The following is a 16,277-nucleotide window of genomic DNA, read 5'->3' as shown; positions in this document are numbered from 1 at the left end:
CAGCACCGCCCACGCGGCCGGACTGGCTGCGCGGGGGCACCCGCTGCGTGCCCGGCGGGCCGCCGGTCGGCCTCGAGCGCGGGGGCTCTGCCGCGTCGCCGGTTCGGTGGGCGTTGAATCCGCTGAGAAGGTGCTCGACGTGCCCAAGCCGCCAAGAGCCGGTGGCTGATCTCGCGGAGCTTCGGGTGTTGCCGCCCGGTCTCGACCCCGCCGGCGCCGGTCGGCGGAACGCCCCCGCTCAGGACTTCGGGCCGACGTGGCGGTCGAGGGCGACGACGGCCTCCCGGCGGGCGACGGAGAGCGAGTTGCGGCGGTTCATCCGCCAGGCGATGCCGAGCAGGTCCAGCGCCCACTGGCAGAGACCCATGATGTCGGCGGACTCGTTACTGAACATGTAGCGGGGGTAGACGTACTCCTTGCCGCGCACCGTCACGCGGTTGCTGGTCCGGCAGCCGTCTGAGTGGAACAAGCCCCGGACGAAGTCGCCGGGATGGGCGGTGACGATTTCCTTCTGCCAGTCGGTGAGGAGGATCGGGCGCTTGTGCTTCTTGCCCGGCCCGTGCTGAGGGAGCAGACACGGCCAGTGGACACCGCTGCTCTCCACGGAGACGCATCCGTGTTTCGGGATCTGCTGCACTTTCGACGCCAGCACGGCGCGCATCGCTCGGGCGCACGTGCCGACGAGGTCGGGATATGCCGTCGTGCACGCTATCCGCAGCACGGGAACCTTCGGTGTGACGGCGAGGTGACCGTCGCCGAGGTAGAGGCCCAGCAGATAGGCATAAGCGCCCGGGTCTGTCGGATCGCGGACTTCGGGGGAGCAGCGGAAGCACCGCAGCGCCGTGCCGACAACGGCCGGTTCCGGCCGGTCGACGCACCAGTGCCAGACGGTGGTGTAAGGCAGGGACAGGGTACGGGCTACGGAATGTAGCGTGTGCCCGCGCTCGCGGAGAGCGCGAGCACGCACTCGCATCTCAGGTGGGTGCACGCCCGCATCATCGAACAGGTGTATGACAAAAGTGCCGGGAGCGGGACTTGAACCCGCACGCCCTCTCGGGCAGATGCTTTTGAGGCATCCGAGTCTGCCGCTTCCTCCATCCCGGCGGTACCCCTGTCGGAGGTGTGGCTCACTGTACCCGACTAGGCTCGTGCGGGAGCATGGGTGGTAACCGTGCCCGGAACGATGGTGGGAGTGGCTCGTGGCCGAGACGCAGACGGATGCCGAGCGCAGGCGCGTACTGATCGCCGAGGACGAGGCGCTCATCCGGCTGGACCTCGCCGAGATGCTCGTCGAAGAGGGCTACGAGGTGGTCGGGGAGGCCGGTGACGGCGAGACCGCCGTTCGGCTCGCCGAGGAGCTGAAGCCCGACCTCGTCATCCTCGACATCAAGATGCCGATCATGGACGGCCTGGCCGCCGCCGAGCGGATCGCCGGCGCCCGGATCGCCCCGGTGATCATCCTGACCGCGTTCAGCCAGCGTGATCTGGTGGAGCGGGCCCGGGCGGCCGGCGCGATGGCGTACCTGGTGAAGCCGTTCCAGAAGAGCGACCTGGTTCCGGCGGTGGAGATCGCCCTGTCCCGCTACTCGGAGGTCGCCGCCTTGGAGGCAGAGGTCGCCGGGCTGACCGACCGGCTGGAGATCCGCAAGACGGTCGAGCGCGCCAAGGGTGCGCTGATGACGACGTACGGGATGACCGAGCCGCAGGCGTTCAAGTGGATCCAGCGCACGGCGATGGACCACCGGATGACCATGAAGGAGGTCGCCGAGCGGATTCTCGCCGAGACCGCTGGCGGCGAGGTCGCCCAGCCGGCCCCCTGACTTCGCAGGCCGCGCCCCGGAGGGGGCCGTCGCGCGGGCGGGCGGTCGATAGCATCTGATCCATGTCGGCCCGGCCGCTGGTGGCGCTGCTCGCCGTCCTCGCCGTGCTTCTGACCGGGTGTGTGCCGGGGGAGTCGGACAGCGACGGGGTGGAGCCGGACGTCCCTGAGGCGGAGCCGCTGCGGCCGGCGTGGCGGTCGCTGACCCTGCCGACGCCACCTGGCGGGACCGGCCGGCTGATGGTGCGCGACGCGGTGGCCTGCGACGGCCGGTGGTTCGTGGTGGGCGGGGTGGCCGATGCGGCGGGGCGGACCAGGCCGGCCGCGTGGGTCAGCTCGGACGCCACGTCCTGGTCGCCGTTGCCGGTGGCGGCGTCGTCGTTCTACGGCCGGCAGCATGTGTTCTCGGCGGTGGCCTGTCGGGCTGGGCGGGTGGCGGCGATCGGGGCGAAGAGCGGGGGCGTGCACGGCAATCCGCGCGTCGGCACGTGGGTGCAGGGGTCGGGTGGGACGTTGCGGGAGGTGGCGGCCCCCCTGGAGTGGTATGGCGGTCCGCGTGCGGTGGGCGTTTCCCGGCTGGCCGCCGGCCCGGCGGGGTGGTTGGTCGTGGGGACCCGGGTCGACGGGGCGGCGGTCTGGACCTCGCCGGACGCGGAGGGTTTCACGCCACGGGAGGGCGTCGCGGAGTTGGCCGGCGACGAGCGGGGTGGCACGTTCGCGTATGACGCGACGGCGGTGTCGTCGGGGTGGCTGGTGGTGGGGGCGGTGCTGCCGCTCGGGGGTGCGGCGTTGGTGCCGCTGGCGTGGACCTCGTCGGACGGGCGGGTCTGGCGGCGGGCGGTGCTGCCGACGCCGGACGGGCAGGGGCAGGCGCAGCGGGTGGCGTCGGTCGGCGGTGCAGCGGTGGCGGTCGGTCCGGTGCCTGGCGGGTTCGGGGCCTGGCGGCTGGTGGGGCTGGGTTGGCGTCCGGGCGGCCGGTTCGGCGGGGCCGGGCCGGGGGTGTCGTCGGTGGGTTCTCTGGTGGCCGCCGGGCGGGCGCTGGTGGTGGTCGTCGCGGACGGTCGCGGTCACGGAGTGTGGCTATCCGCCGATTCGGGTGATTCATGGCGGGCGGTGGCGTTGCCGGTGGCGGTGCCGGATGCCGGCGGTGCGGCGCTGGCGGTGGCGTCGTGGGGTGATCGTCTGTTGTTGGTTGCCGACGACGGTTTGGGGTCTCGTGCCTGGTGGGCGGGGGTGCCGACGGCCGATCGGTAGCGGGTCGAAGGCCGGTTGCTCGTTACCTACGAAACAAAGGTGAAAGCCCTTCATGATCTAAGGTTCTTACAGCCATCGTTTCCAATCCGCCACGGCGTGTAACGGTTCGGTCAACCCAGACCCCTGGGGCTTACGTCACAGCTCACCGGTGGGATAACGTCCGGCCCCAGACCGGCGACGACGGTCTGGTTCGTCCGCCCCCGCAAGAGCCAGTTGGCAGCGGGTGGTTCGGGCCATGGGACGGAGGAGGGTTCGGGCCTTGAGGCAGAAGCTCGCACGGGTGCTGAGTGGCGTAGCCATCAGCGCGCTCGTTTTCGGTGGCGCCGCCGCATGTAAGGCTGACAGTGGTAGCGAAGGCGGCGGCAGTTCGGCCGCCTGTGATCTGAAGCTCGGATTCTTCGGCCCGCTGACCGGCGACGCCGCGGGTCTCGGTATCCACATGCGTAACGGCACCAAGCTGGCGATCGACCAGTACAACAAGGAGAACGCCGACTGCAAGGTCAACCTCGAGGAGTACGACTCGCAGGGTGACCCGGCCAAGGCCGCGCCGCTGGCCCAGAAGGCGGCGAGTGACACCAAGGTCGTCGGCATCGTCGGCCCGGCGTTCTCGGGCGAGTCCGAGGTGGCCGACCCGATCTTCAACCAGGTCAGCCTGCCGATCATCACCCCCTCGGCGACCCGTCCCAGCCTGAGCACCAAGGGCTGGAAGATCTTCCACCGGGGCGTCGGCAACGACACCTCCCAGGGCCCGGCGGCCGGTCGCTACATCAAGAACGTCATGAAGGCCCAGAAGGTCTACGTGGTCGACGACCAGTCGGCCTACGGCGCCGGCCTGGTGGACGAGGTCAAGAAGATCATCGGCACCGTCGCCGGTGAGGACAAGGTCCAGGTCAAGCAGACCAACTTCTCCGCCGTCGTCACCAAGATCGTCGGCAGCGGCGCGGACGTCCTCTTCTTCGGTGGCTACTACACCGAGGCGGGCCTGCTGCTCAAGCAGCTCAAGGGCGCCGGCTGGAAGGGCACGATGGTCGCCGGTGACGGCGTCAACGACGCCAACTTCATCTCCGTCGCCGGCCAGCAGGTCGCCGAGGGCACGATCCTGACCTGCCCGTGCGCCCCGGCCACGGCGGCCAAGGGCACCTTCGTGACGGACTACAAGGCCGCGTTCGAGAACGCCGAGCCGGGCACCTACGCCGACGTCTCGTACGACATCACGAAGATCTTCCTTGAGGGCATCAAGAGCGGCAAGGCCAGCCGCGAGGATCTGCTCGCCTTCGTCAAGGCCTACAACAAGGCCGGCGGCGCCACCGGTGTGACCTACAAGTTCGAGGGCACCGGCGAGCTCGACCCGGCCCAGGTCCTCGTCTGGGCCTTCAAGGTCAACGCGGGCAAGGTCGTTCCGGACATCGAGATCCCCAAGGCCTGATCGGTTAGTCCGGTCCCGCCAAGGGATGCCAAACGGTGCGGCCGGGAGGTTCTCCTCCCGGCCGCACCGCTTGACCGCCACAGTTGGAGCCCCACTTGAACTTCGATGAGCTCGTCGGGAACTTCCCGGCACTGACCATAACTGGGCTGGAGCAGGGCGCCATCTACGCGCTCGTGGCTCTCGGCTACACCCTGGTGTACGGCGTTCTTCGCCTGATCAACTTCGCGCACTCCGAGGTCTTCATGGTCGGTACCTTCACCGCCCTGTGGACGTGGGAGGCGCTCGGCTACAACCAGAACAGCCCCTCACCGGCCTTCGGTCCGCTGCTGCTCGCGCTGCTGGCGGGCCTGGCGGTCGCGGCGATCGCCTCGGCGGCCACCGCGGTCACCGTCGAGCTGGTGGCCTACCGGCCGCTGCGACGGCGTAACGCCCCGCCGTTGGCCTTCCTGATCACCGCGATCGGCGCCTCGTTTGTGCTCGCCGAGTCGTTCGGCATCGGCACCGCCCGCGCGCCGTTCGGCATGCCGACACTGATCAAGTCCGAGACGGTCTTCACCGTCTTCGGCGCTGGCGTGACCAATGTCCAGCTGCTGATCCTCGGCGTGACCCTGGTGATGATGGTCGGGCTCGACCAGTTCGTGAACCGCAGCCGGCTCGGCCGCGGCATCCGGGCGGTGGCGCAGGACGCGGACACCGCGGCGCTGATGGGCGTCAACAAGAACCGGGTGATCCTGCTGGTCTTCGTGCTCGGCGGGATCATGGCGGGCGTCGCCGCCCTGCTGTGGAACGTCCGGTACGGCTACACCAAGTTCAACATCGGCTTCCTGATCGGGCTCAAGGCCTTCGCGGCCGCGGTGCTCGGCGGCATCGGCAACCTGCGTGGCGCGCTGCTCGGTGGTCTGCTGCTGGGGGTGGCGGAGAACTACGCCGCCGGCCTCTTCGGCGGAGACTGGAAGGACTTCACCGGCTTCGTGCTGCTGGTCGTGCTGCTGATGTTCCGGCCGACCGGACTGCTCGGCGAATCACTCGGGAGGGCGCGCGCATGACCGCCACCGTGGAAAAGCAACGGACGCCGGGGTTCAAGGACCGCTGGGCGAGCATGCCGAAACAGTTCCGTTGGGCCGCCCTGGCGGCGTTGGTCGTCTTCCTCTACATCCTGCCGAACCGGTGGTTCTACGAGTACCTCGGCTTCCCGATCGGCAGCGAGTACTTCGCCCTCTACACCACCCGGTCGGACTTCGCGGCGGTCCTCTTCGACACCGCCGTCTTCGTCCTGCTGGCGGTGGGCCTCAACGTCGTGGTCGGTTTTACCGGCCTGCTCGACCTCGGCTATTTCGGCTTCTACGCGGTGGGTGCGTACACCGTGGCGCTGCTGACGTCGCCGGAGAGCCGGCTCGGGACGAACTGGCCCTGGCTGGCCGCGGTGCCGGTGGCGATCGCGGTCACGATGATCTCCGGTGTCATCCTCGGCGGGCCGACGCTGCGGCTGCGCGGTGACTACCTGGCCATCGTGACGCTCGGCTTCGCCGAGATGATCCGGCTCTACGCCGCCCGCAACGAGGGCGTCCTGCAGGGGCAGCGGGGCATCCCGGAGGTGGCGCACCCGCCGGGCACCGGTTCGGACGGCAAGCCGTTGTTCGGCGTGGTGGACTCCAAGCCGTACTACTGGCTGATCCTCACACTGATCATCGTGGTGATCTTCCTGATGCGGAACTTGGTCAACAGCCGGGTCGGTCGGGCCTGGGTGGCGATCCGGGAGGACGAGGACGCCGCCGAGATCATGGGCGTGCCGACCTTCAAGTACAAGCTGTGGGCGTTCGCCATCGGCGCCGCGGTGGGTGGTCTGACCGGCGCGGTCTTCGCCGGGAAGCAAACCTTCATCAACTCCGACAGCTTCGTGCTGGAGAGCTCGATCCTGGTGCTCGCCGCGGTGATCCTCGGCGGGGCGGGCAACATCAAGGGCGCTATCGTCGGTGGAGCGATCACCTGGTACCTGCCCGAATGGCTGCGGGGCGTCGGTGATCTGATCGGCGTGGAGTTCGACGCCGCCGAGTACCGGATTCTGATCTTCGGTCTGGTCGTCATCGTGATGATGATCTTCCGTCCGCAGGGCATTGTGCCCAACCGGCGTCGCGCGGCGGAGTTCGCCGACCGCCGCAAGGAAGCGGTCCCCCAGGAGACGGTGCCCAATGAGTGAGCCGCAGATGAGAAGCGAACGCGACGCGAGCAGCGACCGCGACATCACCGCCGACGGGCGGAGCACGATCGGGGTGCCGCCGGAGAAGGGTCCGGCCGAGCCGGCCACGACCACCCCGGCGCCGCCCGACCCCGCCGGGCGGGAGCCGCTGCTGGAGGTCGACCACGTCACGCTGCGCTTCGGCGGCGTGGTCGCCCTCAACGACGTCACCTTCACCCTGTACAAGGGTGAGATCCTCGGCCTGATTGGTCCGAACGGCGCCGGCAAGACGACCTGCTTCAACGCGATGACGGGGGTCTACCGGCCGACCGAGGGCGAGATCCGGTTCAAGGGGCAGCGCACCAGCGGCAAGCGCCGGTCGTGGATCACCAAGGCCGGCATCGCCCGCACGTTCCAGAACATCCGGCTCTTCCCGGAGATGACCGCGCTGGAGAACGTGATGGTGGGCGCCGACGCCCACCACAAGACCAGCGTCATCGCCGCCATGCTGCGCCTGCCGCGGCACTGGAAGGAGGAGCGGCACGGTCGCGACAAGGCGCACGAGCTGTTGCGCTTCGTCGGCATCGACCGTCGCGCCGGAGACCTGGCCCGCAACCTGTCGTACGGGGAGCAGCGCCGGCTGGAGATCGCCCGCGCGCTGGCCACCGATCCGACCCTGCTCTGCCTGGACGAGCCGGCCGCCGGCTTCACCCCGGCGGAGAAGGAGGAGCTGCTCGGGCTGATCCGCAAGATCCGTGACAACGGCACGACGGTGCTGCTGATCGAGCACGACATGCGCCTGGTGATGGGCGTGACCGATCGGATCGTCGTGCTGGAGTTCGGCAAGAAGATCGCCGACGGGCTGCCGGCCGAGGTCCGGGACGACCCGAAGGTGATCGCCGCGTACCTGGGGGTGCCGACCGATGCTGCTTGAGATCAAGGACCTGACGCTGCTCTACGGGCGGATCCAGGCGCTGCACGGGATCAGCCTCGTGGTCAACGAGGGCGAGGTGGTCGCGCTCATCGGCGCCAACGGGGCGGGCAAGACCACCACGATGCGGGCGATCTCCGGGCTGCGCCCGGTGGCGCAGGGCTCCATCGTCTTCGACGGCACCGACGTCACCCGGATGCGCGCGGACCTGCGGGTGATCCGGGGCATCGGGCAGGCGCCCGAGGGCCGGGGCGTCTTCCCGGGCATGACGGTCATCGAGAACCTGGAGATGGGCGCCTACACCCGGCGGGACCGCGCCGGCATCGCCGAGGACATGGCGATGGTGCTGGACTTGTTCCCCCGCCTGGCCGAGCGCCGCAAGCAGGCCGGCGGCACCCTCTCCGGTGGCGAGCAGCAGATGCTCGCCGTCGGTCGGGCGTTGATGGCGCGGCCGCGGCTGCTGCTGCTCGACGAGCCGTCGATGGGGCTGGCGCCCAAGCTGATCCAGCAGATCTTCGAGATCATCACGCGGATCAACGAGCAGGGCACCACGATCCTGCTGGTGGAGCAGAACGCCCAGCAGGCGCTGTCGCGCGCCCACCGGGGCTACGTGCTGGAGACCGGCCGGATCGTCAAGGAGGGCACGGGGCAGGAACTGCTGCACGACCCGGCCGTCAAGGAGGCGTACCTCGGCGTGGCCTGAGTCACGCCCGTACCGTCGGCGGCCGTCCGTCCCCTTTGGGGGCGGGCGGCCGTCCGGCGTCCGCCCTGATGTCGGGGTTTGCGGTGCCCGGGCGGTGCCGCGGGCCGGGGATGTCGGGCGTTGCGACTAGAGTCGCTGCCGTGACTGCTACGACCCCCCGCCTGCTCCTCGTCGACGGACACTCCATGGCGTACCGGGCCTTCTTCGCCCTGCCGGTGGAGAACTTCTCCACCACGACGGGGCAGCCGACCAACGCGGTCTACGGCTTCACCTCGATGCTGATCAACGTGCTGCGCGACGAGCAGCCCACCCACATCGTCGTCGCCTTCGACGTCTCCCGCCACTCGTTCCGCACCGACCGCTACGCGGAGTACAAGGCCGGCCGCAGCGAGACCCCCACCGACTTCAAGGGCCAGGTCAGCCTGGTCAAGGAGGTCCTCGCCGCGCTGCGCATCCCGGTGGTGGAGAAGGAGGGCTACGAGGCCGACGACGTCATCGCCACCCTCGCCTGCCAGGCCCGCGACCAGGGCATGTCGGTGCTGATCAGCACCGGCGACCGGGACGCGTTCCAGCTCGTCGGTGACCAGATCACCGTGCTCTACCCGCGCAAGGGCGTCTCCGACCTGGCCCGGATGGACCCGGCGGCGATCGAGGCGAAGTACGGCGTCGACCCGCAGCGCTACCGCGACCTGGCCGCCCTGGTCGGGGAGACCAGCGACAACCTGCCGGGCATCCCCGGCGTCGGCCCGAAGACCGCCGCGAAGTGGATCAACACCTACGGCGGGGTCGAGGGAGTCATCGCCCGGGCCGACGAGATCAAGGGCAAGGCCGGCGACAGCCTGCGGGAGCGGCTCGCCGACGTGATCCGCAACTACGAGATCAACTGCCTGGTCTCCGACCTCGAGCTGCCGCTGCGCCCCGAGGACGCCCGCTGGGCCGGCTGGGACCGCGAGGCCGTGCACCAGGTCTTCGACACCCTCGAGTTCCGCATCCTGCGCGACCGGCTCTACCAGTACCTGGAGGCGGTCGAGCCGGAGGCCGAGGCCGGGTTCGACCTGACCGGCGAGGTGCTCACCGTCCCCGGCGCGCTCGCCGCCTGGCTGGACACCCACACGCGAGGCGGGTCGCCGGTGGGGCTCGCCGCCAAGCTCGACACCGGTCCCAACCGTCGGCACACCGCCGCGGTCACCGGCATGGCGCTGGCCACCGCCGGCGGCGCGGCGGCCTGGTTCGACCCGAGCGGGCTGGAGCCGGCCGACGAGGCCGCCCTGGCCGGTTGGCTGGCCGACGCCGAGCGTCCCAAGGTGCTGCACGACAGCAAGCCCGCGGTGCTCGCCTTCGGCGCGCACGGCTGGTTCCTGGACGGCATCGTGCGCGACACGCAGATCGCCGCCTACCTGGCCCGACCCGACCAGCGCTCCTACGACCTCACCGACCTCGCCCTGCGCTACCTGCACCGCGAGCTGCGGGTCGACGCGCCGGAGAACGGCCAGCTGACCCTCGACGGGCTCGGCAACGACAGCGAGGCCGAGCAGAACCTCATGCTCCAGGCCCGGGCCACCCTCGACCTGGCCGACGCGATCGACGCCGAGCTGTCCCGCGACGGCGAGCAGTCCGCCCGCCTGATGGCCGGGGTGGAGCTGCCGCTGATGCGGGTGCTCGCCGGCATGGAACGCACCGGCATCGCCGCCGACACGCACTACCTCTCGGAGCTGGAGGCGCACTTCGCCGCCGAGGTGAAGGCCGCGGCGCAGGGCGCGTACTCCGCGGTCGGGCGGGAGTTCAACCTCGGCTCGCCCAAGCAGCTCCAGGAGATCCTCTTCACCGAGCTGGGCCTGCCCAAGACCAAGAAGATCAAGACCGGCTACACCACCGACGCCGACGCCCTGCAGTGGCTCTACGCGCAGAACCCGCACCCGGTGCTGGCCCACCTGCTGCGCCACCGGGACGTCGCCAAGCTCAAGTCGACCGTCGACGGGCTGCTCAAGTCCGTCTCCGACGACGGCCGCATCCACACCACCTTCAACCAGACGGTGGCGGCCACCGGGCGGCTCTCCTCGACCGAGCCCAACCTGCAGAACATCCCGATCCGCACCGAGGAGGGCCGGCGCATCCGCCGGGCCTTCGTGGTGGGGGAGGGCTACGAGTGCCTGCTCACCGCCGACTACAGCCAGATCGAGATGCGGATCATGGCGCACCTGTCGTCGGACGACGCGCTGATCGAGGCGTTCAACTCCGGGGCCGACTTCCACGCGGCCACCGCCTCGTCGGTCTTCGCGGTGCCGCTAGACGAGGTCACCGCCGACCAGCGGCGCAAGATCAAGGCGATGAACTACGGCCTGGCGTACGGGCTGAGCGCGTTCGGCCTCTCCCAGCAGCTCGGGATCAGCACCGAGGAGGCGCGCGGGCTGATGGAGAACTACTTCGCCGGCTTCGGTGGGGTGCGCGACTACCTTCAGGAGGTGGTCGCCCGGGCCCGGCTCGACGGCTACACCTCCACCATCCTGGGGCGTCGCCGCTACCTGCCCGACCTGGTCAGCGACAACCGGCAGCGCCGCGACATCGCTGAGCGGATGGCGCTCAACGCCCCGATCCAGGGTTCGGCGGCCGACATCATCAAGGTCGCCATGCTGCACGTCGACACCGCGCTGCGCGACGCCGGGCTGCGCTCCCGGATGCTGCTGCAGGTGCACGACGAGTTGGTCTTCGAGGTGGCGCCGGGCGAGCGTGAGGCCCTCGAAGCCCTGGTGCGCCGCGAGATGGGCGGGGCCTACCCGCTGTCGGTGCCGTTGGAGGTCTCCGTCGGCGAGGGGCGGGACTGGAACAGCGCCGACCACTGATGCGATGCTGCCCCGGAACCCCGACGTGGTCACCCTGGGCGGCGGCGGTTTCGAGGGTGGTCATCGGTGGCTGGTCGGCGCCGTGATCGCGGTGCTGGTCAGCGTCCGGGTCCCCGGCGTTCCTTCGGCGGGGTGCCGTGCCGTTCGAGGGCCCGCCGGGACGGGCCGCCCGGGGGCGGCAGCGGACCCTTGAGGGGGTCGTGGCCCCAGTTCATCAGGGACCAGCGCCACTTGGTGTCGCGGACGTTGCCGGAGGGGCGCTGCGCCATGTGCCGGCGGACGTACCCGACCACCTTGCGCATGTGCTTGTAGTCGCCCTCGGAGAGGTCGCCGCGCTTGCGCCGCAGCAGGTCGATGATCTTGCGGCCGGATTCGTGGCCCACCGACTCGCCGCCTTTGGTGCTCTTCCGCCAGCCGACGTGCTTCGACTCGTCGGTCTCCAGCCAGGTCGACAGCTCGCGGGGCTTCATGTTCACCGCCTCGGTGAACTCCCGGTAGGTGTCCCGGCCGTCGTCATTTCGGCTCATGGCGCAGCGCCTCCGGTCGGTGGGCGACGTCCCGGCCCGAGTCGTCGTTGCGGATCCGGTACTGCGGCTCGTCCTCCGTCGCGTTCACGGCGTGTCCGCGCACGTGTGTCCGGTCGATCAGCTTTTCCTTGATCACCCCATGCGCCCGGCCGCTGTGGCTGGCCCAGGAGACGTGGTCACCCTCGCGGAATTCCCTCTGCTCGGCCATACGCCCTGGCTACCCCGGCCCCGCCTGAAAAAACGGCAGGCCCGGGCGGTTACTGCCGGGTGATCTCGCCGGTCGGCAGCCCGAACTCGAACGGCTCCGTCGGCTCCGCGCTGCCGGCGACCAACTCGAGGTCAGTTGGCGGGCTTGTCGGTGACGAAGATGGCGGTGCCGGGGAAGAGCCTGCCGCGCAGCGGGCTCCACTGCCCCCAGGTCCCCTCGTGCCCCGCGGGCCACTCCGGTTCCAGCAGGTCGACCAGGCGGAACCCGGCGCCCACGAGCTCGCGGATCCGGTCGCCGAGGGTGCGGTGCTGTTCGACGTAGGTGGCCTCGCCGGTCTCGTCCTGCTCGACGTAGGGGGAGCGGTCGAAGTAGGAGTGCACGGCGGTGAGTCCGCCCTCGCCCGGGTCGTCGAGGAAGATCCAGCGCATCGGGTGGGTCACCGAGAAGACCCAGCGGCCGCCGGGGCGCAGCACCCGGAACACCTCGGCCATCAGGGCGGCGGAGTCGTCGACGAACGGGACCGCGCCGAACGCGGTGCAGGCGGTGTCGAACGCCCCGTCCGCGAAGGGCAGCGCCAGCGCGTCGGCCTGCACCAGCGGCACGCGTACGCCGGTGGTGGCGGCGGCGTGCGCGGCGTGGCGCAGCATGCCGGCGGAGAGGTCGAAGGCGACCGCCCGGGCGCCCTGGGTGGCCAGCCACCTGGCACAGGCCGCCGCGCCGCAGCCGACCTCCAGCACCCGGCGCCCGGCCACGTCGCCGAGCAGTCGCGCGTCGGTCTCGCGCAGCCCCTCCGGGCACCAGACGAAGTCGACCTCGCCCAGGAAGGCCGCGTGCTCGGCCTGGTAGGCGTCGGCGTCGGCGTCCCACCAGCCGCGGTTCGCCCGGCGGGCCTCGGCGTCGCCGACCCGGCGTCGGGTCACCCGGCTCTCGTCATCCACCCGCTCACGCTAGGCCCCCGCCGCGGCGGCCGGGACGGCGGGCGGTGTGGGGCTCGACGGGCCGGTCGCCGGGGCCGGTGGGGCTGCTGTGACGGAGGCGACACCTGGGACCTCTGCCAGTCGAAATCTCCGCTTTCGCAGGTGGCGAGGTCGCGGTGAGGTGGGAGGCCTTGCACGCTGTGGTAATGCAGCGGGTAGGCTAGACGATGCGCTCGCGGATCGTGTGCCTCGGCAGGGAGCAGGTGCGCGGTCGACGGAGCCACATCATGATCTCACTCAGCGATCGTTCGGTGTGCCCGGCGACGGATCCGTTGGCGCGAACAGGTCACCGCGACACCAGCCTGCTGTGACACACCATCCGACCGGAGCAACCGCCCACATGACGAGCAGCATCGAGGCCCCCTCGAGCGCCACCCGGGTCACCCACGACGATCTCGGTTCCGAGGAGGCTTTCCTCGCCGCGATCGACGAGACCATCAAGTACTTCAACGACGGCGACATTGTCGAAGGCACCGTCGTCAAGGTCGATCGGGACGAGGTCCTGCTCGACATCGGCTACAAGACCGAGGGTGTCATCCCCTCTCGGGAGTTGTCGATCAAGCACGACGTGGACCCGGCCGAGGTCGTTTCGGTTGGAGACCACATCGAGGCCCTGGTCCTCCAGAAGGAGGACAAGGAGGGTCGTCTGATCCTCTCCAAGAAGCGGGCGCAGTACGAGCGGGCCTGGGGCACGATCGAGAAGATCAAGGACGAGGACGGCGTCGTCCGCGGTTCGGTCATCGAGGTGGTCAAGGGCGGCCTCATCCTCGACATCGGGCTGCGCGGCTTCCTGCCGGCCTCCCTGGTCGAGATGCGGCGGGTGCGCGACCTGCAGCCGTACGTCGGCCGTGAGCTCGAAGCCAAGATCATCGAGCTGGACAAGAACCGCAACAACGTGGTCCTGTCCCGCCGTGCCTGGCTGGAGCAGACGCAGTCCGAGGTGCGCACCGAGTTCCTCAACAAGCTGCAGAAGGGCCAGGTCCGCAAGGGCGTCGTCTCTTCGATCGTCAACTTCGGCGCGTTCGTCGACCTCGGCGGCGTGGACGGTCTGGTGCACGTCTCCGAGCTCTCCTGGAAGCACATCGACCACCCGTCCGAGGTCGTCGAGGTGGGCCAGGAGGTCGAGGTCGAGGTCCTGGACGTCGACCTGGACCGCGAGCGGGTCTCCCTGTCGCTGAAGGCGACCCAGGAGGACCCGTGGCGTCAGTTCGCCCGCACCCACGCGATCCAGCAGATCGTGCCGGGTAAGGTCACCAAGCTGGTGCCGTTCGGCGCCTTCGTCCGGGTGGACGACGGCATCGAGGGCCTGGTCCACATCTCCGAGCTGGCCGAGCGCCACGTGGAGATCCCGGAGCAGGTCGTGCAGGTCGGCTCCGAGGTCATGGTCAAGGTCATCGACATCGACCTGGAGCGCCGCCGGATCTCGCTGTCGCTCAAGCAGGCCAACGAGGGCTTCGTCGAGGGCGAGGAGCACTTCGACCCGACCCTCTACGGCATGGCCGCGACGTACGACGCCGAGGGCAACTACATCTACCCGGAGGGCTTCGACCCGGAGACCGGGGAGTGGCTCGAGGGGTACGACAAGCAGCGCGAGACCTGGGAGAACCAGTACGCCGAGGCGCGTCAGCGTTGGGAGGCCCACACCAAGCAGGTGCAGACCTCTCGCGCGGCCGACGCCGAGGCCGCTGCCAACCCGGCTCCGCCCGTCACCGGTGGCACCACCACCACGACCACCGCGGCCCCGAGCCGTCAGGCCGAGGAGCCGGCCGGCACCCTGGCCACCGACGAGGCGCTCGCCGCTCTGCGGGAGAAGCTCGCCGGCGGCAAGTGACCCGCTGAGCACGACGACGGGCCCCGTCCCCTGCGATCACACGATCGCCGGGGGCGGGGCCTTCGCCGTTGCGCCGGCTTGGCGCGCGGCGGGTTTGGCAGCGCAAGCGTGATCAGGTTGACTGGTCCGGTGCTGATGGTGGGGTTGACCGGAGGGATCGGGTCCGGCAAGAGCGCCGTGGCGGCCCGGCTGGCCGAACGGGGCGCGGTGGTCATCGACGCCGACCGGGTGGCCCGGGAGGTGGTCGCGCCGGGCACCGAGGGGCTGGCCGAGATCGTCGCGGCCTTCTCCGAGCGGGTGCTCGACCCCGCCGGCGCCCTCGACCGGGCGGCGCTGGGTGCGGTGGTCTTCGCCGACGAGTCGGCGCGCCGCCGGCTGGAGGCGATCACCCATCCCCGGGTGCGCGCACGTACCGCCGCGCTGGTCGCCGCCGCGGCGCCGGACGCGGTCGTGGTCAACGACGTTCCGCTCCTGGTGGAGGTGGGGCTCGCGCCCACGTACCACCTGGTGGTCGTGGTGCAGGCGGCCGTGGCGACCCGCCTGGCGCGGCTGGCCCGTGACCGGGGGATGGAGCGGGCCGAGGCCGAGCGGCGCATCGCCGCGCAGGCCGACGACGCCCGGCGGCGGGCCGCGGCGGACGTGGTGCTGACCAACGACGGCAGCCTGGCGGAGCTGCACGCCGCGGTCGACGCGCTGTGGCGGGAGCGGCTGGGTCCCTACGAGGCCAACCTGCGCGCGCGGCGGGCGGGCGGCCCGCAGCGTGTCGAGCTGACCGAGGCGGACCCGACCTGGCCGCAGCAGTACGCGCGGCTGGCCGCCCGGATCCGGCACGCGCTCGCCCCCGCCGACCTGCGCATCGACCACATCGGTTCGACCGCGGTCCCCGGCCTCGCGGCCGCGGACGTCATCGACATCCAGCTCACGGTGCCCACGCTCGCCGAGGCGGACGGGGCGTTGGCGCGGCGCCTCGGCGAGGCCGGCTTCCCGCGGGTGCCCGGCGAGTGGTGGGACGACCCGCGTCCGCCGGGCGGCGAGCGGTGGGAGAAGCGGCTGCACGGCGCCGCCGATCCGGCCCGTCCCGTCAACGTGCACGTCCGCGCCGTGGACTCGCCGGGCTGGCGGCACGCGCTGCTGATGCGCGACCACCTGCGCGCCGACCCGGACCAGCGGGCGGCGTACCTGCTGCTCAAGCGGGAGTTGTCCGCCTCGGCCCCGGGCGGTGCCGCGTACGGCACGGCGAACGACCCGTGGTTCGACGAGGAGCACCTGCGCGCCGAGGAGTGGGCCGCGCAGACCGGTTGGCGTCCCTGACCGGTCACCGGCCGCGCGCCGGCCGGGGCGGGCGCTTCGGCGCCGGTGCGGCCGGGGTCAGTCGGGGCACCGCGCCCGGGGTCAGGTCGAGCTGGGCCCAGGCGCCCGCCGAGGTGCGCAGCTCCAGGCGGCGCAGCAGCCCGGAGGAGTCGATCCAGTAGCGCAGCGGCGCCCCGGAGGTGCGCAGCTCGACCACGTCGACGGTCTTCCCGGCGAGGGTGTCCGCGCGGATCCGCAGGGCGGCGCCCCGCGGCCGGGTCGACCCGCCGGCCCG

The 16,277-nt window shown here is 70.9% G+C and carries 14 protein-coding genes, 1 tRNA gene and 1 pseudogene; 10 read left to right on the top strand and 6 right to left on the bottom strand.

Annotated features, from left to right (window positions below):
* Nucleotides 1–238: 238 nt before the first annotated feature.
* On the bottom strand, nt 239–604 hold the full coding sequence (locus tag NCC78_RS06990; RefSeq protein ID WP_250792539.1) for a hypothetical protein: 366 nt from the start codon (nt 602–604) through the stop codon (nt 239–241).
* Between the two features lie 416 nt (nt 605–1,020).
* A tRNA-Leu gene (locus NCC78_RS06985) sits at nt 1,021–1,104 on the bottom strand.
* A gap of 95 nt (nt 1,105–1,199) precedes the next feature.
* Here NCC78_RS06985 and NCC78_RS06980 point away from each other — a divergent pair.
* The 8 genes from NCC78_RS06980 (at nt 1,200) to polA (ending at nt 11,149) form a co-directional block, all read left to right on the top strand.
* Nucleotides 1,200–1,820 (top strand): ANTAR domain-containing response regulator, encoded by a 621-nt coding sequence (locus NCC78_RS06980; protein WP_250792537.1) that lies wholly within the window; start codon nt 1,200–1,202, stop codon nt 1,818–1,820.
* A 62-nt stretch (nt 1,821–1,882) separates the two neighbouring features.
* A complete protein-coding gene (locus NCC78_RS06975) occupies nt 1,883–3,073 on the top strand; it encodes a hypothetical protein (protein ID WP_250792535.1) in 1,191 nt (396 codons plus the stop codon).
* 259 nt (nt 3,074–3,332) lie between these two features.
* On the top strand, nt 3,333–4,499 hold the full coding sequence (locus tag NCC78_RS06970) for a branched-chain amino acid ABC transporter substrate-binding protein (RefSeq protein ID WP_250792533.1): 1,167 nt from the start codon (nt 3,333–3,335) through the stop codon (nt 4,497–4,499).
* A gap of 95 nt (nt 4,500–4,594) precedes the next feature.
* Entirely contained in the window at nt 4,595–5,545 is a 951-nt protein-coding gene (locus tag NCC78_RS06965) for a branched-chain amino acid ABC transporter permease (RefSeq protein WP_250792531.1), read from the top strand.
* Complete coding sequence (locus NCC78_RS06960) at nt 5,542–6,696, top strand: branched-chain amino acid ABC transporter permease (RefSeq protein ID WP_250792529.1); 1,155 nt, start codon at nt 5,542–5,544, stop codon at nt 6,694–6,696. Before NCC78_RS06965 ends, NCC78_RS06960 begins: the two co-directional genes overlap by 4 nt.
* Nucleotides 6,697–6,703: 7 nt before the next feature.
* The gene (locus NCC78_RS06955) at nt 6,704–7,609 is read left to right on the top strand and encodes an ABC transporter ATP-binding protein (RefSeq protein WP_372495077.1); all 906 of its coding nucleotides are present in this window, start codon (nt 6,704–6,706) and stop codon (nt 7,607–7,609) included.
* Nucleotides 7,599–8,309, top strand: coding sequence for an ABC transporter ATP-binding protein (locus NCC78_RS06950; protein WP_250792526.1), 711 nt, complete (start codon nt 7,599–7,601; stop codon nt 8,307–8,309). The genes NCC78_RS06955 and NCC78_RS06950 overlap by 11 nt, the downstream gene beginning before the upstream one ends.
* 140 nt (nt 8,310–8,449) lie before the next feature.
* The gene (gene polA / locus NCC78_RS06945; RefSeq protein ID WP_250792524.1) at nt 8,450–11,149 is read left to right on the top strand and encodes a DNA polymerase I; all 2,700 of its coding nucleotides are present in this window, start codon (nt 8,450–8,452) and stop codon (nt 11,147–11,149) included.
* 98 nt (nt 11,150–11,247) lie between these two features.
* Here polA and NCC78_RS06940 read toward each other — a convergent pair whose 3' ends face one another.
* The 3 genes from NCC78_RS06940 to NCC78_RS06930 form a co-directional block, all read right to left on the bottom strand.
* A complete protein-coding gene (locus NCC78_RS06940) occupies nt 11,248–11,676 on the bottom strand; it encodes a DUF3140 domain-containing protein (protein WP_250792522.1) in 429 nt (142 codons plus the stop codon).
* Nucleotides 11,663–11,884 carry a hypervirulence associated TUDOR domain-containing protein gene (locus tag NCC78_RS06935; protein WP_250792519.1) on the bottom strand — a complete coding sequence of 74 codons (222 nt, stop codon included), beginning with the start codon at nt 11,882–11,884 and terminating at the stop codon, nt 11,663–11,665. Before NCC78_RS06935 ends, NCC78_RS06940 begins: the two co-directional genes overlap by 14 nt.
* A 131-nt stretch (nt 11,885–12,015) precedes the next feature.
* Complete coding sequence (locus tag NCC78_RS06930; protein ID WP_250792517.1) at nt 12,016–12,822, bottom strand: class I SAM-dependent methyltransferase; 807 nt, start codon at nt 12,820–12,822, stop codon at nt 12,016–12,018.
* 379 nt (nt 12,823–13,201) lie between these two features.
* On the opposite strand from NCC78_RS06930, the gene rpsA reads away from it, so the two are divergent.
* Nucleotides 13,202–14,692: a 30S ribosomal protein S1 gene (gene rpsA, locus NCC78_RS06925; protein ID WP_250792515.1), complete on the top strand. Its 1,491-nt coding sequence runs from the start codon at nt 13,202–13,204 to the stop codon at nt 14,690–14,692.
* A gap of 129 nt (nt 14,693–14,821) precedes the next feature.
* Entirely contained in the window at nt 14,822–16,003 is a 1,182-nt protein-coding gene (gene coaE / locus NCC78_RS06920) for a dephospho-CoA kinase (protein ID WP_250792568.1), read from the top strand.
* Nucleotides 16,004–16,007: 4 nt separating this feature from the next.
* Here coaE and NCC78_RS06915 read toward each other — a convergent pair.
* Nucleotides 16,008–16,277, bottom strand: a pseudogene (locus NCC78_RS06915) (hypothetical protein); the annotation flags it as partial.

It is taken from the genome of Micromonospora phytophila (assembly GCF_023656545.1).
In the GTDB taxonomy this organism is placed as follows: Bacteria; Actinomycetota; Actinomycetes; order Mycobacteriales; family Micromonosporaceae; genus Micromonospora; species Micromonospora phytophila.
This window is presented reverse-complemented; position numbering and strand designations above follow the sequence as displayed.